Origin of the sequence: Streptomyces sp. A 4/2 (genome assembly GCF_940670765.1) — a bacterium.
Classification (GTDB): domain Bacteria; phylum Actinomycetota; class Actinomycetes; order Streptomycetales; family Streptomycetaceae; genus Streptomyces.
In genome coordinates this window covers 84,683-101,049 of sequence record NZ_CALNVW010000060.1, presented here as the reverse complement: position 1 = coordinate 101,049, position 16,367 = coordinate 84,683, and the positions used below count along the sequence as shown (strand labels likewise).

Annotated in this window: 17 protein-coding genes and 1 pseudogene; 9 read left to right on the top strand and 9 right to left on the bottom strand. The window is 65.6% G+C overall.

Translation table 11 applies throughout. The annotated features are described in order from the left end of the window. Positions 1 to 76: 76 nt before the first annotated feature. Positions 77 to 1,339, bottom strand: a complete 1,263-nt coding sequence (locus tag NBY69_RS35460) for a metallophosphoesterase (RefSeq protein WP_374211377.1) — start codon at positions 1,337 to 1,339, stop codon at positions 77 to 79. Between the two features lie 332 nt (positions 1,340 to 1,671). On the opposite strand from NBY69_RS35460, the gene NBY69_RS35455 reads away from it, so the two are divergent. Beyond that, complete coding sequence (locus tag NBY69_RS35455) at positions 1,672 to 2,268, top strand: snapalysin family zinc-dependent metalloprotease (RefSeq protein WP_250306340.1); 597 nt, start codon at positions 1,672 to 1,674, stop codon at positions 2,266 to 2,268. Between the two features lie 310 nt (positions 2,269 to 2,578). Here NBY69_RS35455 and NBY69_RS35450 read toward each other — a convergent pair whose 3' ends face one another. Genes NBY69_RS35450 through NBY69_RS35440 form a run of 3 tightly spaced genes read right to left on the bottom strand, consistent with a single transcriptional unit; the run spans position 2,579 to position 5,423 of the window. Next, positions 2,579 to 4,600: a type I restriction-modification system subunit M gene (locus NBY69_RS35450; protein ID WP_250306339.1), complete on the bottom strand. Its 2,022-nt coding sequence runs from the start codon at positions 4,598 to 4,600 to the stop codon at positions 2,579 to 2,581. Beyond that, positions 4,597 to 5,226, bottom strand: coding sequence for a restriction endonuclease subunit S (locus NBY69_RS35445; RefSeq protein WP_250306337.1), 630 nt, complete (start codon positions 5,224 to 5,226; stop codon positions 4,597 to 4,599). The genes NBY69_RS35450 and NBY69_RS35445 overlap by 4 nt, the downstream gene beginning before the upstream one ends. Before the next feature lie 53 nt (positions 5,227 to 5,279). After that, positions 5,280 to 5,423, bottom strand: coding sequence for a hypothetical protein (locus tag NBY69_RS35440; RefSeq protein ID WP_250306335.1), 144 nt, complete (start codon positions 5,421 to 5,423; stop codon positions 5,280 to 5,282). Between the two features lie 939 nt (positions 5,424 to 6,362). Here NBY69_RS35440 and NBY69_RS35435 point away from each other — a divergent pair. Further along, on the top strand, positions 6,363 to 6,626 hold the full coding sequence (locus NBY69_RS35435) for a hypothetical protein (RefSeq protein ID WP_250306334.1): 264 nt from the start codon (positions 6,363 to 6,365) through the stop codon (positions 6,624 to 6,626). Positions 6,627 to 6,639: 13 nt separating this feature from the next. Next, positions 6,640 to 7,203: an HD domain-containing protein gene (locus NBY69_RS35430; protein ID WP_250306332.1), complete on the top strand. Its 564-nt coding sequence runs from the start codon at positions 6,640 to 6,642 to the stop codon at positions 7,201 to 7,203. Here NBY69_RS35430 and NBY69_RS35425 read toward each other — a convergent pair. Continuing rightward, positions 7,191 to 7,658 (bottom strand): NUDIX hydrolase, encoded by a 468-nt coding sequence (locus NBY69_RS35425; protein WP_250306331.1) that lies wholly within the window; start codon positions 7,656 to 7,658, stop codon positions 7,191 to 7,193. The genes NBY69_RS35430 and NBY69_RS35425 overlap by 13 nt on opposite strands. Beyond that, positions 7,645 to 8,418: an XRE family transcriptional regulator gene (locus tag NBY69_RS35420; RefSeq protein WP_250306329.1), complete on the bottom strand. Its 774-nt coding sequence runs from the start codon at positions 8,416 to 8,418 to the stop codon at positions 7,645 to 7,647. Before NBY69_RS35420 ends, NBY69_RS35425 begins: the two co-directional genes overlap by 14 nt. 98 nt (positions 8,419 to 8,516) lie before the next feature. Here NBY69_RS35420 and NBY69_RS35415 point away from each other — a divergent pair, with 98 nt between their 5' ends. Beyond that, a complete protein-coding gene (locus tag NBY69_RS35415) occupies positions 8,517 to 9,209 on the top strand; it encodes a haloacid dehalogenase-like hydrolase (RefSeq protein ID WP_250306328.1) in 693 nt (230 codons plus the stop codon). A gap of 108 nt (positions 9,210 to 9,317) precedes the next feature. Then, a complete protein-coding gene (locus NBY69_RS35410) occupies positions 9,318 to 10,220 on the top strand; it encodes a radical SAM protein (protein WP_250306327.1) in 903 nt (300 codons plus the stop codon). Here NBY69_RS35410 and NBY69_RS37775 read toward each other — a convergent pair. Then, positions 10,156 to 10,335: pseudogene (locus NBY69_RS37775) on the bottom strand (hypothetical protein); the annotation flags it as partial. The gene NBY69_RS35410 and the pseudogene NBY69_RS37775 overlap by 65 nt on opposite strands. Between NBY69_RS37775 and NBY69_RS35405 the strand changes: the two are divergent. The 4 genes from NBY69_RS35405 to NBY69_RS35390 are packed head-to-tail and all read left to right on the top strand — an operon-like array spanning position 10,282 to position 12,420. Then, entirely contained in the window at positions 10,282 to 10,854 is a 573-nt protein-coding gene (locus NBY69_RS35405) for a hypothetical protein (protein WP_374211376.1), read from the top strand. The pseudogene NBY69_RS37775 and the gene NBY69_RS35405 sit on opposite strands and share 54 nt — an antisense overlap. After that, positions 10,772 to 11,425, top strand: coding sequence for a bifunctional 2-polyprenyl-6-hydroxyphenol methylase/3-demethylubiquinol 3-O-methyltransferase UbiG (locus NBY69_RS35400; protein WP_250306325.1), 654 nt, complete (start codon positions 10,772 to 10,774; stop codon positions 11,423 to 11,425). Before NBY69_RS35405 ends, NBY69_RS35400 begins: the two co-directional genes overlap by 83 nt. A 20-nt stretch (positions 11,426 to 11,445) precedes the next feature. Then, a complete protein-coding gene (locus NBY69_RS35395; protein WP_250306324.1) occupies positions 11,446 to 12,033 on the top strand; it encodes a class IV adenylate cyclase in 588 nt (195 codons plus the stop codon). A gap of 21 nt (positions 12,034 to 12,054) precedes the next feature. Next, complete coding sequence (locus NBY69_RS35390; protein ID WP_250306373.1) at positions 12,055 to 12,420, top strand: hypothetical protein; 366 nt, start codon at positions 12,055 to 12,057, stop codon at positions 12,418 to 12,420. 898 nt (positions 12,421 to 13,318) lie between these two features. Here NBY69_RS35390 and NBY69_RS35385 read toward each other — a convergent pair. Both NBY69_RS35385 and NBY69_RS35380 read right to left on the bottom strand, forming a co-directional pair. Next, on the bottom strand, positions 13,319 to 13,975 hold the full coding sequence (locus tag NBY69_RS35385) for a DUF4231 domain-containing protein (protein ID WP_250306322.1): 657 nt from the start codon (positions 13,973 to 13,975) through the stop codon (positions 13,319 to 13,321). A 654-nt stretch (positions 13,976 to 14,629) separates the two neighbouring features. After that, complete coding sequence (locus tag NBY69_RS35380; protein WP_250306320.1) at positions 14,630 to 16,363, bottom strand: relaxase/mobilization nuclease domain-containing protein; 1,734 nt, start codon at positions 16,361 to 16,363, stop codon at positions 14,630 to 14,632. Positions 16,364 to 16,367 lie beyond the last annotated feature (4 nt).

Sequence of the window (16,367 nt, the reverse complement as noted above, 5' to 3'; positions counted from 1 at the left end):
CGTGACCTGGTCCGCGCCCGGCTGCTGTCGACATCCCTTGCCCGCCCGTGGAGTTCGTGCCGTCCGCGCCCCTGTCTCAGGTGCGCTGCGACGTGCCCGGCTCACCGCCCGGTTCACCGCCCCGCTCACCGCCCCGCCGCAGGGTGAGCAGCGTGATCTCGCTCGGTGCGAAGACCCGGAAGGGCGGCCCCCAGAATCCGGCGCCCCGGCTGGTGTAGAGCTGCGTGCGCTCACCGTGCCGGCTCAGGCCGTGCACCACCGGCTGATCGATCCGGACGAGGAAGTTGAACGGCCAGATCTGGCCGCCGTGGGTGTGGCCGGAGACCTGCAGGTCGATGCCGGCCGCAGCGGCCTGTCCGACGTACTTGGGCTGGTGGGCGACGAGCAGGACCGGCCGTTCCGGGTCTGCCCCCGCCAGCGCGCCGAGCAGGTTCGCACGGTGCCCGGCCAGGCCGGAGGACTCCGCGGTCACGTCGTCCACACCGGCCAGGACGAGATGGTCACCACCGCGCTCCACCACGACATGGCGGTTGTGCAGCGGTTCCCAGCCCAGTTCCGCCATGCGGTCCAGCCAGCCCTGCGCCTCCCCGAAGTACTCGTGGTTCCCCGTGACGTAGACCTTCGACAGCCGGGACCGGATCGTCCCGAGCGGCGCGGACTGGTCCCGGCGCTGGGCGGGGGTGCCGTCGGCGATGTCGCCCGCGTGGACCACGACGTCCGCGTCGAGCGCGTTGACAGCCTCGGCAACCCGCGTCGACCAGCGAGCCCGGTCGATCGGCCCGAAGTGGGTGTCGGCCAGCACCACGACACGGGTTCCGTCCAGACCGCCGCCGAGCCGGGGGACGTGGACGTCCAGCCGCTTCACCCGGGGCACGCGCATGGCCTCGTGGTGTCCCCACGCCAGCAGCCCGGCAGAGACCACGGTGACGGCCACGGCAATGCCCCTGGCCCGCCCGGCGCCGCCGACGCCGAGCCCGATCAGCACCAGGTGCACCAGGTCGCCCAGCACCGACCAGGTGAACAGCACCCAGACCACCCCGAGGGTGCTGTCCGCGATGCGGGCCGCCCGGTCGGCCCGCCGCCGCCCGTGGCCCGCGGCCATGAGGAAGGGGAACGAGACCAGCCCGGAGGCGAAGACGACCGTACCGGCGAGGAAGACCGGGAACGGCCAGTCGACGCCCGACGCGAACAGCGTCCACCAGGGCAGGAAGAACAGCAGCGTGAGAACGAGGAGGACCACGGTCCCGCCCAGCCGTCGACGCAGGGACCGCGGAGGACGCGGGCTGCCTTCCTCGGACCGGGGCCCGTCCCCGGGCGCCGTCCCGTCCCCGGGCCGCACCACGGCGTCCGCGCCGCTCTCCGGCCCCGCACCGGACGACCGGAGGTCCGCCTCCGCCCGGATGGATTCGCTGTCTGTCACTGCGCCGCCCCTCACGTCCGCCCGCACCCGTCAGTACCCATCGTCCGTCACACGGCGCTCCACGGAACCGCCCGCACCCTGGTGCGGCGCATTCCGCAGGGCTGCCGTGACTTCCATGACGCAGCGGAAAGGATCAACGTCGAGATGATCGTCCCAACTCCCTTATCCCAACGCGTACTTGTGGTGCTCACTGCTGGCGTGGTGCCCTGGTGGCTCGCAGGCAACCGACGTCAGGGAGGGGAACGAGTCTCATGATCAAGCGAGCAGCGGCCGTGGCGGCACTGATCCCGGCCGTGCTGGGCGTGACATCCGCCGGTGCCGCTTCGGCGCACCCGGCGCCGAAGGCGACCGCAGCGGTGGTCACTCTGACCTACGACGCCAGTCGGGCAGGACAGTGGGCGGGCGCGATCACGCAAGGCGCGCAGAACTGGAACGCGGCGGCACACAACGTGCACCTGCAGCCGGCGAGTTCGCCCAGCTCGGCCAACTTCGTCTACGTGGCGACCAGCGGCTGGCCCCAGACGACGCTCGGGCCGATCGTCCCGGGCGGCAGCAGAGGCCAGGTGCAACTGGGCCAGGAGGCGGTCGACGAGGGCTACGACATGACCCGGATCGCGGCGCACGAAACCGGGCACATCCTCGGGCTGCCGGACGACTACAGCGGGCCGTGCGCGGAGCTGATGTCCGGCCACGGCCCCGGCACGTCGTGCACCAACGCCGAGCCGAGCGCGGCCGAGGCGGCGCAGGTCGACCGGAACTACGCGGCGGGCGCGGCGGCGGTGAGCCCGAAGCGGCAGCAGATCGTGATCGACGCCTGGCCCGCACCGGTCCACGCCGGCGCGCACTGACAGGCGGCCGGAACCAGGCAGGACGGCTCTGCAGAGCCCGTCGGGACACACACGCAGAAGGCCCCCACCACGACGGGCGGGGGCCTTCTGCGTACTGCCCGATGAGGGCAACTGCGGAGGATACGAGATTCGAACTCGTGAGGGGTTGCCCCCAACACGCTTTCCAAATGTTCGTCCGGGGGTTCGGCAGCACCCGGGGGTGTTCTGGCCTGCGGCGGAGTCGGACATTGGGCTGGTGGTGGACAGTGCTGGACGGTGACGAATGAGACCAGAACTGAGACCAAGGCGGGGCGATGACCTCCCTGTGCGCTCACATATGGCCGAGGGCTGCCATGCGAGCTTTGAGTCGAGCTGCTGCAGTTTCGTAGCGTCGCTCAAGGTCGGCCAATGAGGTCGCATATCGGTCGCCCCATGAGAGGTACTTCTCGACCAGACTCTGCCGTTCCATGACGACGAGCTGCCTGATGCGTGAGCAGAGGTCATCCCCAAGGGCATCGAGTACGCAAGCGTTCCCGGACTCGAAGGTGACGTGAGAGGTCCCCAACCAGATCGGGCGGGTAGTTTCCCATCGGTCGATTACACCCGCAAAGCCGCGCTGGTTGAGGCTTCTGAGGTCGTCCTCATGGTCCGACCACCACGACGCGAGGACACCGGTCAATTGATGCTCGTCCAAGGTTCCCATTGGCATCAGGTCCGCACAGAATGATGAGCGAAGTTGAGATCGCAGAGCGGAGGTGAACAGCCGATTTGTGCCGGCCACCTCGGCGAATAGGTGCTCCTGCTGTCGCCACCAGTTTCTGGAGCAGAAGATGAAATCGTGTTCCAGATCAGCAGCCAATTCCGGGATGCGGGCCGCGGTTGCCTCGTAGCCCTCCTCGAGGAAGTCCGCATAGTGGGACCCGTTAGGTTGGAACAGGTCGTCGAGATCGATCCCGAAGGCGCCGAACTTATCTCCTGCCGGGACGATTTCTTCCTTCGGGACGCCGCCTGTCAGCGCAGCACGGACATCGAGTAGGGGTTCCTCAGATAGGTTGGTGTCGACGTAACGACGGATGTTGAGGTTGAAGTCATGGGTCGAGATGTCGTCCACTGAAACGACCCTCGCGAAGCCAGGGATGTCTTCCCAACCTTGGAACGACTCGACGATTCTCTCTACGTGCTGTGGCTCCAGCCGGTTCTTTGCGCGGCCTGAGGTTACTTCGTGCTCGGCGTTGATGAAGAGAGCGCTGCCTCGCCGGTTCCCGGGTAGACCCTGGGCCCCCCTCAACACCAGGATGCAGGCAGGAATGCCTGTGTTGTGGAAGACGTTTGGCCCGATTCCGATGACTGCTTCGAGGCGACCGTCCTCGATGATCCCTCGGCGGATCTCGGCCTCCGCGCCGCCCCGGAAGAGCACTCCGTGCGGAACGACCACAGCTCCGACGCCATCGGGACGGAGAGCGGCGAGTACGTGCTGGACAAACATCAGGTCGGCATTCGCGCTTGGTGTCCAGCCATACTTCATTCGCTCTGGGGAACCGACCTCTTGCCGGACGTACTTCATCGAGAACGGTGGCGCCGCTAGTGCGCGGTCGAATTGTCTAACATTTCCATTTTCGAGGAGAGGGTCGACCAGGCAGTCACCGACGGATACGGACGTGTCTTTGATTCCGTGCAGGAATAGGTTCAGTGTGCCGTTGAACCATGCTGCGTTGTTCTTTTCCTGTCCGTACAGGGCGAGATCCGCTTCGCTCCCGTCATGCTGTTCCACGTAGTGCGCCGCTTGGAGGAGCATGCCGGCCGAGCCCGCACACGGATCGTAGACAGACTGCCCCGCCTGTGGTTGCACAAGTTCCGCAAGCAGGCTGCATACGGCACGTGGGGTGTAGAACTCGCCGCTTCGTCTGTCGGACAAGGATACGGAGCTGAGAAAGCCGTCGTAGGCACGGCCGAGTACATCAGCGAACTCGAGGTGGTCGTCGCTGAGTAGCAGCGGATCGAAGTGGGAGATCAACCGTTGGAGCGTGGATGGACTGGGGATCCGCCTGTTGAAGTCGACGCGGTCGAAGAGCCCCTTCAGCTGTCCGGGATTGCTCTCCTCCAGTGCCCATAGTGCTCTGTTAAGTACCTCTCCCAGTTCACGGGGGTGGTGTGCAACGACGTGGGACCAACGGGCGAGATCTGGAACTGATAGCAGTCCGGGCTGGTCTGACGCTCTCTTGAGAACGAGTAGCGGCGCGATGACCTCGTCGTAATCCGGGGCTCGCAGATCACCACGCAACATTTCGGCGGCCTGTGTAAGGAGCCTCTCAAGCGCCTCGGTAGTCAGTGGCCCGACACGGGTCTCGTTCACTGGTGAGACCGCCTGTTCGTCATCTCATCGAAGACAGAAGGGCGAAGTGCCTCCAGACGTGCTGCCATCTCCCGCTGAATCCTGACCTGCTCATCGATGTCGGCGAGAGCTTCGACGACAGCTTGCTGGCGCTCCAGGGGGACCACGGCGACTGGGAGCTGTTTCAGCATCGTCGAATTGAGAGAGGGAACGGTGCCGGGAAGCGCCTGACTCAACAGGTCTCGACGCACAGGAGGGTGTGTCAGGTACGCGGCCAGATACGCAGGCAGCACCACATCATGATGTGGCCGTACGCGTAGGCAGGAAGAGCTGTAGAACCAGCCAGTGTGTTCGGACCTGATCAGGGCCAGCCGACCGAGTGTTCCCTGCCGCACGACGACAAGGTCGCCCGCGCGCAGTGTGAATCGGGCAAGTCGTTCAGCCTGGCTTGAGGGCACCCGGCGAACCCGCCGGGCGTCCACGGTGAAGTGTTCTGTGATATCCGGCGGCGCGATGACCGGTACTCCCTCCGGACCCTCGTGTAGGTGTTCCAACAGAGACCCGGACGGGCCGGCTGTCACGCTGCTCAGGTGCCCCAAAGGAATCCGCTCGTCTTGGGCGTCGCCCCAAGCGTTTTGCGGAGTCATGGATCTACGGCTTCTGTGCACAGCTCGACCCGTCCTTCGTATGTCGTCGTGGATCAAACGGCGCGCAGCCAGTACCGCAGAGCCGCGCGCAGAAGTTCCTCCGCAGCAACGGCGAGCATGGCCAGGGTGACAGCGGCCAGGGCGGCCGGTCCGTGTCCTGTCATGGCAGCCGCGGCCGAGCCTACGACAATGATCACGACAAGCGTCACCATTGTCTTCCTGGCTTGCGGAGGCCAGGTCCAGGCATGATGGACGTTGGCAGTTCTCATAAGGGATTGCCCTTCTGTCCCTGTGAAGGGACGGTTGGGCCGCACCGCCTTGCTTGGTTGGCGCCCGGTTGGGCGGTGCGGCTGTGCATGGGTCTCACACCTGCTGTGCACGATGCCGCACGGCAGAACGGGGCATGCCCGTTCACCCGGCACCACACGCGAAACCCGGATCTCCGGGCCTCGATGGCTCCAACTCTACACGCACGAACCTGCGAAGGGCGCTTCGCGGGAGCTCAACTCTCCGTCATACGACGGGAATTATGTGAATCACATTTCGTGGCGGGACTTTTCTCCAACTTTTTGTACCGCCCGCCGCCTGGCTGTCGGCGACCGCTGGTACCGCTCGCTCCTGTGCCGCCCCCCCGCAACGGACTGCTCGACAAACGCCCCCGTCTGACGCGGGTCCCGCGAAAGAGGGAGCGCCGGGGCCTGCCCACCAAGAACGCAATCCCGAACATGCGACCGGTTTACTCCCGTCCCTGGGAAGGCGGAGGACCGCGGGCTGGTCGGGTACTGGGAAGGTGATCCTCTTGTCGGTAAGAGGCAGGGATCCGCGATCGGGACGCCGGTCGACCGGGCCACCCGCTACACCCGGCTCATCAACCTGATCGGCGCCTCGCAGGTCCGCGACACCCTCGTCACCCACACTGCCGGCTGGCCCGTCTCCCTGCGGCGTAGGTTCATCTGGGAGCAGGGCCGCGAGCTCTATCACCAGGAGGAAATAGAAGAGCTGACCTACCTCAGGCCGACATGACGTTCAAGAGGCCATCTTGTGACAAGTAGCTGCGCGGCCGTGCTCGTGTTGCCATGGTGGGACTTGTGTCTCGTCGAAATGCAGCCCAAGACCACGCAGTCATCACCAACGCCATGACACTTGAGTTTGGCCATCAGTTGGCGGCCACCTGGTTGGAGATCCACCCCGGGGCGAGTGCTTCCCAGGTGGTGGCGTTTCTGGAGGAGCAATCGCTCAGGGCTCGGGTGGCTGCTGTCGAGGTGTACGTGGCGACGGGGAAGACGAGCGAGGAGGAGGCGTTGGCCCTCCTTGAGTATGAGAGCCGGAGCTACCGGGACCTGATGCGCAAGGAGCTGTCCACCGGTGGGCTCAACCTGCCTCCCTCCGGCGCACGATGAACGGCGGCGGAGCATGAACAGATCGATGGCGAAGTGGGCATGCTCGGTGGCCGAAGTGGAGCTACGTGAATCGCTTCCTCGTCGATGGGCGCACTCGCAAGGGGTCGGACGGCGCGCGGGCGAACTGGCGGAGGTCGTCGGAGATGAGGCGGACCTGTTGATCGCTGCTGCGGTGCTGCACGACGTGGGTTACGCGCCACGCTTGGCCATCACTGGATTTCATCCGCTGGATGGCGCCCGCTTCCTTCGCGGCATCCATGCTGCGGACGAACAGCTGGTTCGTCTCGTGGCCAACCACTCGTGTGCCTTGCTGGAAGCAGAAGAACGGGGATTGCGGGAGGCGCTGGAAGAGGAGTTTCCACTCGTCGACGACCAGCGCCTTGTGGATGCAGTCGTGTACTGCGACATGACGACCACGCCCGATGGCAAGGTCACCACGGTCGATGCTCGGTTGGCCGAAATCACCGGCCGGTACGGGTCCGACAGCCTGGTGGGACGGTTCATCCGTCGAGCGTCGCCGGACATCCTTGCGGCCGTGGGACGGGTAGAAGCAGCGCTGGGGGCTCAGCCCAGATAGGGGTACGTGCCTGCGAGAAAGTCGCCGATCTGTTGGCGCATGCTGGGGTGGATGTCGTACTGGTCCAGGTCGCTCGGCTGGACGTAGCGGACACCGTCGGCCTCGTCGTTGATTGTGGGCTCGCCGCCTACGGGGCGGCCGATGTAGGTGTTCTCGTACTGCTGGCGGATCTCGCCGTCGGTGTAGGCCACGATGTGGTTCGGGTTCGTGTAGACCCCCAGGAACCCCGTGACCTCGGCGATGATCCCGGTCTCTTCCAGGCATTCCCGCACGGCGCACTGGGCCGCCGTCTCGCCGATGTCCTGGGCTCCTCCGGGCAGGGCCCACTGGCCGGTGTCCCGGCGGCGTTGGAGCAGTATGGCGCCGTCGTCGTCGACGACGAGCAGGTTATTGGCGGGGATGAGCGTGTTCGCCTTGGGGGCCTTGGGGTCGTTGTAGTACTCAGTCCTGCCCATGTGGCGAGGGCTCCTCCTGGTCTGGTGTCCAGGGCCGTGCGGTGGCCCAGACAGCTTCGAAACTCTGAGCGTAGTTGTCGAACCAGCCCGCCGTGTCTGCTCTGCGGAGATGGAGGAGGGGGTTGGCGCTGGCCGGCTGGCCCCAGACGTGCGGGTTGATCAGAAGGTCATCGTCGTACCGGAACATGGAGGTGTAGAGCGTGGTGTCGTGCAGCCTCACCTCGCATCCGGCCTCGGACAACAAGGGCCGGTAGTAGGTCAGGGAGGCACGGATCTTGGCGGCGAGTGTGTCGCCGATTCCCTCTTCGTGGCCCCGTATTGCTGCGGCCCGGCCCTTCGAGTCGCCGAAGCAGAGCCGCACTCGTACCCCGGTTGATGCGCGTTCGGCGAGCATCTTGGCGACGTGCGGGTTTGACTGGGCGAAGAAGGTGCCGGAGAAGACGAGGACGCTGATCTGCTCCTGGGCGCCGTTGAGCAGCGACAGCCATGTGTCGCGCGGGACGCTCGCCCGGTTCTGGTAGGTCCCGACCAGCTCCTGCCCTGAACCGGTGAGCTGCTGCGGCGTGCTCGGCGCCGGGGTCGGCCAGAGGAACAGTTCCTCGACCCGTAGGTGCTTGGCGACGCGGAAGCGGTGACGAGGATGGGGAACGCGCCCGCCGAGCCACCGGCCAACGGTCTTGGGGTCCACCTCGCAGACTTCGGCGAGTGATTCAGGTGGGATGCCGCGCTGGGCGAGCACGGAGTGCAATCGCTCGTTCACAGGCGCCATACAAGCCGAGACGGTCAGGAGCGGCAAGGACGTTTCGGGACGTTCCCCAGAAGGAAGGGGGCCATGACCGATGTATTTACGCTGGATGCATGGAGCTCATCGTCCTGTGGGACATCGACCACACCCTCATCGAGAACGCCGGGGTCAGCAAGGAGATCTACGCCGCCGCCTTCACGGTCCTGGCTGGAAGGGCGCCCGCGGGACCGGCACGGACGGAAGGACGCACGGACCGGCTGATCATGCGCGACATGTTCGAGCGGAACGGCCTGGTCGAGCCGGACTGGACCGCTATCGAGGGGGCGCTGTCCGGCGCAGGTGAAGCGCGTCTCCAGGACCTCAGCCGCCGGGGGACGGCCCTGCCCGGCGTGCGGGAGGTCCTGAAGGAGGTGTCCGTGCGCAGCAGTTGGGTGTCGTCGGTACTCACAGGCAATATCGCGGACAACGCCCGCGTGAAGGTCGCGGCCTTCGGCCTTGACCCCCTCCTCGATCTGCCGGTGGGCGCCTACGGGGCCGATGCCCTCCAGCGCCCCGACCTGGTCGCTGTAGCCCAGGAGCGTGCCCAGCGGCTGCGGGGTGCCCCGGATGGCGTGCCCGTCGTGCTTGTCGGGGATACCCCGAGGGATGTGGAGGCCGCACTCTCCACGGGCTCCGAGATCATCGCGGTCGCCTCCGGCGTCCACAGCCCCCAGGAGCTGGCAGACGCCGGTGCCCGTACGGTCCTGCCTGATTTGACGGACACCGGCCGTGTGCTCGGAATCCTGGAGATGCTGGCCGCACGCTGAAAACGTCCCAGGACGTCCTCGGAGCGTCCCGATACGCGGTGACGAGGTCCGTACCTGTCCCGCCACTATCAGGTCTCCCACCAGGCAAGCGCCCCGAAGGAGACCCTCGTGATCAGCGAAGTCACCGGGATCCGCAGGATCCGGATGCTGTACCTGCAGCTGCTCTACCGCTGCAACTTCGAGTGCCTGCACTGCTTCCACGGCAAACGGCTCCAGCATGCCGACGCCTTCACCACGGACGAGGCGGTCAACCTCCTCACGCTGATGCGCGACGAGTACGGCACCGAGGCGGTCACCCTGCTGGGCGGCGAGCCGTTCGTCTACCGAGACCTCGCCCAGGTCGTCCGATACGCCAAGCGGGACCTGGGCATGCAGGTCGAGATCTGCACCAACGGCTACCGCATCGAGCGCCGGCTGACCGAGATCGCCCCCGACCTGGACCTGCTCCGGGTATCGCTGGAGGGCATCTGCACGACCAACGACAAGATCCGGAAGTTCGGAAGCTACCGCAGTGCCCTGAGCGCCCTCGAAATCGCCCAGCAGCTCGGCGTCCGCGCTGGCGCGACCATGACGGTCACCTCACGCAACATCGACGAGGTCCTGCCGCTCGCCCGCACACTGCAGCACTACGGGGTGGAGCAGCTGAAACTCCACTGCCTTCGGCCGGTCGGCAACGCAGCGGATCACCCCGAGCTCCTCGTGAACGACGCCACGGCCTACACCCGTCTGCGGGAGCGCCTGGCCTCGGCCGAGCTCGACATCCAGGTGATCCTCGACGAGGACCTGTCCGAGCTCGGTGCACCGGACGCCTGCCTCCCCGCCGGAGGCCCTGTCGAGATCGAACGGATCGAAGCCGACCCGCGCGGCGCGCTCACCATGTCCTGTAAGGCCGTCGGCAAGGACTCGCACGCCTTCTGGTACGACAAGCTCGCCGATCACATCGACCACCGGCCGTCCGCCACCGATGAGCTAACGCTCGCAGTGCCGGACGTGGTGTACGGACGTGTCTGACCCGGCGTCGTTCGAGAGCGTCGAAGGGCTCCGCGGCACCGGAAAATCGACGCTCGCTCCCATGCTTGCGGCCGCCCGTGGCGCGGCGCTGGTCCCGACCGTGCCGCCCACCTATCAGGCACTACGGCAGGAGGTCGACCGGCTGGGAAATGCAGAGGCACGCATGTGTTTCTACCTCTCGGCTCTGTTCACCGCAGCCGATCAGATCCAACGGTATCTGTCCGCCGGTATCCCGGTCGTCGTCGAAAGCTACTTCGCTCGGTGCCTGGCCAACCACCGTGCTTTCGGAGCCAACCTCTCCGTGTCCCTGCCGCCGGGCATCCCGCGTCCCATCACCTACTACCTCGGCTGCGCGGAGGACGAGCGTCAACGCCGACTCGCCAAGCGCGACAAGCCTGTGTCGCGTTGGGACGCCCTCGCTGAAATTACCGCCGACAAGATCACCGACGGCTACGCCGCGTTCCCGATGCACCGCGTGAACACCACCGGTCTCACCCCTGACGAGGTACTCCAAGCCGTCCTGAGCACCGACCCGCAAGGAGAGCAAGCCAGTGCAGACACCCAGCATGTGGCGGCACACCCTCACGTTCTTCCCTCAGTTCCTCGCCGCGCTGAAGGAGCGTACGGAGCCTGACTCCACCGTTACGGTCATCGGTGCGAGCGACGGCAGACTCGTCGTGCCGCTGGCCGTGGCCGGCTACCGCGTCATCGCCATCGAGCGCGACCCGCTCGCCCTCCACGGTGGCGAGGTCCAGCTTCCGGGTGACAGAACCGGTCACGCGATGGGCATGATCGAGCGGCTGAAGCAGGAAGGGCTTCACGACCGTGTCCAGGTCGTGGAGGAGGACTTCCTCGCCTCCGAACCCATCACCGCCCCCTGTGATGCCGTCTGGACGAGTTGCTCGTGGCACTACAGTGCCAACCACCACCGCCCGTTGGGCGAGTTCGTCGACCGCATGCAGCGCCTGGTCCGGCCCGGCGGTCTGTTCGGCGCGGAGTTCATGATGCCCCTCACGCAACGCCACCACGTGCTGGAGCACTACACATCCCCCGAGAAGCTGCGGCGTTACTTCATCGGGGACTGGGGCGTCCTGCTCACTCTGCGGACCAACGAGTTCACAGAGCAGGCGCACGTCGGACAGTTGCAGGATCACAACCACCGCATGGGCCTCCTCCTCGCCGCCCGTGCGGCCACCCCCTCCTAGAGCTACGGGAAGAAGGACCGATGAAGCACGAGTACGAGGCCAAGTTCCTCGCCGTCGACGTCGACGGCCTCCAGGCCAAACTGACGGCGCTCGGAGCCGTCCAGGCATTTCCGCGCACCCTCCTCACCCGGAAAATCTTCGAGAACGACGCCCTCGAAGGCGGCGCCTGGGTCCGCCTGAGGGACGAGGGCACCCGCTCCACGCTCACGCTGAAGCAGGTCACCGACTCCACAACGATCGACGGCACCACCGAGATCGAGACCGAGGTGTCCGACCTGCACGCCATGGCCGAGATCCTCCGCAACGTCGGCCTGCGTGAGGTGCGCTACCAGGAGAACTACCGGGAGGAGTGGTGCCTGGGCAAAGTCGCCTTCGACTTCGACACCTGGCCGGACCTCCCCACCTTCGTCGAAATCGAAGGACCCGACGAAGCATCCGTCCGACAGGCTGCAGACTTGCTCGACCTTGACTACGCACAGGCCCGGTTCGGCAGCGTCGACGAGATCTACAAGAGCGAGTCCAGCCGGGACATCCTCGCCGAACCGACGCTCCTCTTCGCCGACGCAGGCAAGCAGGAGCAGGCCGGGGCGGCTGCACCGAGCGAGTGATCTTGAGGACCGAGCGTGTTTATGGAACTGGCCGTGACGCCGCGGGTCGTACCCGGCGTCGCCGAGTTCGCCCGCGGCGGTCTGCCAGCAGCGGCGGACACCGACGACGGCAACACCTGGACCGATGGGCACTGCTGGCTCTACTGCGGTCAGGGTTGGACCCGCGTTCTGTGGATCGGCCCCGTTAGCGTGGCCGGCGCCCAGGCCGCCATGCACGCCTGTGGCCCGTGCATCCGGGCCCTGCAAGAGCAGGTCTGGCAGGCCATCCTCCTCCACGATGCACCGTCGTGTCCGGCCCCGTTGAGAACGTTCGCGACGGCCGAGCAACCTGGCGGACGCCGCGTTGGTAAGCATCGCGCGCGGGGCAGCGTGCTGCGTCGTGGGTGAGGACGACGGCAGAACTAAATAGCCCCGTGACGTCTCTTCACAGCGATGGATCCGCAATCAGAAGTACGCCGACTGCTGGGCCGGTCACCACGCATGGTGACCGGCCCAGCAGTCGTTGTTGCTGCGGCGTCTTGCCGCGGGCTTCTAATGACGATGCCGGCGTTGCCGATCTGCGGCTGTGGCAGGGGCCTCCGACGCGGGCTCTGGCCTGAAGGCTTGCACCATGACCGCTTTCCAATTCAATCAGCATCGGAGAGTCTGCGAGCACCGAGTAAAAGAGCGCCCATCGCCGGAGGAAGAAAATATCATGCTTCTCACCTCGCGTTGGAACGGCCACATAAATAATTCCACTTCCTCGGGGGGCATAAAAAGATAGCCAGTGTCTGTCGGCCTCTCACAAACGCTCTACTGGACATCTCCCGGAAAGTGAGGGCGTTTCTGAGCAACCAAGGAAGCCGCGTCTCGCCCCGGCGGGAGCTGCCACTCAATTACGTGCAGGCCCGCCAACTCGATGATTTCTTCGGGCACGCCCAATCGGTACAGAGGTGTAGCTCCATACCGGTTGAGCCAAGCAACGCGTCTCGTTTTCTCGCACGAATCAAGGTCCCGCCACGAATCGAGGACCACCCCTGGAGTAATGGATGCACCCAGCGATCGCTGAAGCACTACGTGCCGAACGAGCGGAATGTATTCCACTGGGTCTCGCGCGAGAGCGACAAGACACCAAGCCGTCGAGTCAGACATAGATAGGCCATGAGCGTCTACGAGGCGTCGAGCCCTCCATTGCCAGAGCGGAGCGAGGAGCCACCTGGTTTGCCGCGCCCTCATTTCCGGACTCCAGAAGGCCCCGTCAAGCGTCTCATCGCGACGGAGTACGCAGGGTTGCACAGGGCAAACATCAGCTCGCGCGCTCCTCATTCCCGGAGCTGGAGGTTTCGAGCTGAAGCTCGCGCTTGCGCTGCTCTTCCTTCAGCCGTTCCACATAACGCGCAAATATCCGAAGCCGTTCAGCTTCAGGAAGAGGCGGTTCGCCATCCCGCCCAGCGTATTCATCGAGCATGAATTGCGATGCGTTATAGTGCTTCTCGATATCATCGGCCGTGGATTGCAGATTGTATCCTCGTTCGCGAAACTTGAAGTATCCGGTGACGCCTGCCGAAATTCCGACGAGTGCACTGAGGGAAGCCGCAGAAAGGCGCAGCACTTGACTACTGCCCTCATTCATGGCCGCAAGCGTCGAAGTGACAATTGACCCAGTGATGATGATGCCCTGAAAGACGTTGTGAATCCGGCGATTTTTGTTCGCTGAAGTTCGGTACTGATCAATCAGGTCAAGCGACGCTTCGCGGTAGATGCGAAGTCCGGAAGGGGAGTCGAGAGGTAGCTTGGCAGCGGCAGTTTGTCGATCCTGAAGTGCGTTGCGCAGCGCGCCAGTTCGAGCAACAACCTTCTTTCGGTTCTTCCATATCGCCCACCCCATCGCCACCCAGAGGCAGTTGACGATGATGAGCCCTGCCCATCTAGTAAAGACAGGCTGCGACTTCCAGAGACCCACGATAACCGTGTAGCCGAGGAGGAACGTAAGGATTATGCCGCCCAGCAGGCAGAGAACGTATATCCTTTGAAAGGTTCGCGATGTCCGCAGGTCATCTTCGATCTCATCGAATCTCTTGACACTGCTCCGGTATTCCTCTTGGCGTCGAGCCTCATCAGCCTCAGAAATCTCATTTGACTCAGCACTTCCCCAACTCACCAGCGACCCCCACTTAGTTCAAGCCGCCCCAGCGGCAGGTGAAACGCCCGGTAGCTTTCGGTAACACGAGTGGGCGATCGTAGAACCGGCCTTTCGGACCAACAAGAGCGCCTTGCAAGCCATTACCCACGGGGGAAATTTCGCCAAGATCCGAATGGCGGGAACTAGTTCCTCGCTCAACAGGTGTGATCATCATCGATGTTGAATACAGGCCAAGATCAAATTTCGATGATCTCTCTCATTTTTTTCCAAGAAGGGAATCTTCTCCCTAAGGAATCGTTTTCCGGGCGGGGAGAAGAAGCTCCTGGTGAGACGCGCCACTGGAGCGTCGCAAGCGGGGCCAAGGCGGTACTTGAAGTCGATCCGGCGGATTGCGGTCCAGGGCTGCAGGACTCCTGATGGATCGGACAGGAGTGTGGTGGGGCGGGCTCTGGGAGCGAGCTCTCCTTGCTGGGGTCAGCGGCGTGGGCGGCTTAGCCTGTTCGTGGGGGCTGAGGGTGCCGTGGGCGGCTGGGTATCGGCGTACGGCACGCTGAAGGCTGCTGTGGTGGTGCTTCGCAGGCGGGCTGCTTCCGCGCGGCGGTTGGGTGCGGGGTTGCGGCTGGTGTGCTGGATGCGGGTGATCAGGGCGCGGGCGGGGCTGTGGGCGGTGCCGAGTTCTCGGCGGGCGGCGGCTTCCTTGAGTAACTGGTGGGGTTCGTGGCCGCCGGCTTCGGCGTCGGCGAGGACGGTGGCGAGGGCGGGCCAGCCGGGGTCGGCGAGGATCCGCTCGGCGTGTTCGGGAACGGCGGCGCGTACGTCGCTGGCCAGGGTGCGGCGGGTCTCCTCCGTGGTGCGGCGGGTTTCGAGTTGGGTGAGCGTCGGAGCGAGTGCGTCGTCGGCTGCTGACTGGAGGTGCCGGACGGCTCGGCGGGCGGCGTCGGCCTGGTGGGCATGCCCGTTCGCTTCATGCCAGCGTCCGGCGAGGACGGCGGCCCAGACGAGTCCCGCGACCAAGGCCGCGAGCGCGCTGCCGTCGGGGCCGGTGGCGGTGTTCGCGATGTCGCGGGCTGCGGTCCTCAGAGCGTGGGCGGCACGGTCTTCGGCCCGTACTTGAGAGCGCTGGGCACGGGCAAATGCCCGGCTGGCCGCTTGCAGGTGGGGGCGGAGGTCGATGGGGGCTATCTGGGCGGTGGCTTCGAGGAGTTCGCCCAAGGCGGTGATGTGCGCCTGTGCTCGTGCGTCCCCGCCGTCATCGGGGCTCTTGTCGTTGATCTCTGCGTGGAGGGTGTCGAGGGCGTCAGTGGCCTGATGCCAGGGAGTGGTGGACCGATTGCGACGGGCGGTGGGGTGTTCCTCGGGGGCGCTGGTCTCCAAGCGGGCTTTCAGCCTGGGCAAGGACAGGTCGGGGGCGATCTTCCCGCCGGGGTGGTAGATCTGCTCGCCGTCCTTGTTCAGGTCGCCGGGCCGGCCGACTGCGTAGCCGAGGAGGTCCCCGGACGGGCCACGCCGGGGCTTGACCAGGATGTCGTCGGCTTCGAGGTAGGCAAGGAGTTGTTCGGCGCTGGTGGTGTGCGGGATGGCGGCGCGGATCTGGTCCTGGAGCCATTCGCGGCTGGTCTGCTCCCAGCCGAGGCGCTCAGCTTTGTGCATCTCGGCCTGGGTGGGGCGCCGGCTGGCGGTGCGGTCGCCCTTCTTCAGGCGGCGCAGTCCGTAGTCCTTCTCGATCTCCCGGCACTCATTGCCGACGCGGATGCCGCTGCCGTGGAGCTTGGAGCGACGGCCGTCCTCGCGAACGGTGGTGGCCAGGATGTGGATGTGGTCGTCGGCGTGGCGTACGGCGATCCAGCGGCAGGCCAGATCGTCGCCTGCGGGGGCAATGCCGGCGGCTTGGACGATGCGCTGGGCGATCTCGGCCCACTCGGTGTCGGAGAGGTAGCGGTCTTCTGGTGCGGCGCGGACGGGGCAGTGCCAGACATGGTCGGTGACAGGCTTGCCGAACTCGCTGTTCCGAAGTTGAACGGGCTCGTCGAGGTGGCGGGCGAGCTGGGTGAGAGTGGCGTTTTCGTCGCGGCCGGGGTCGGGCATGCCGAGCATGGAGAATCCGCCGACGAGGTGCGGGTCGAGGTGTTCGTCGTGCCGGCCGGGGCCGTAGAGGTAGGCGAGCAGACCACGGGTGTTGGAGCCGGCGGGCTTGATAGCGGCGATCACGCGG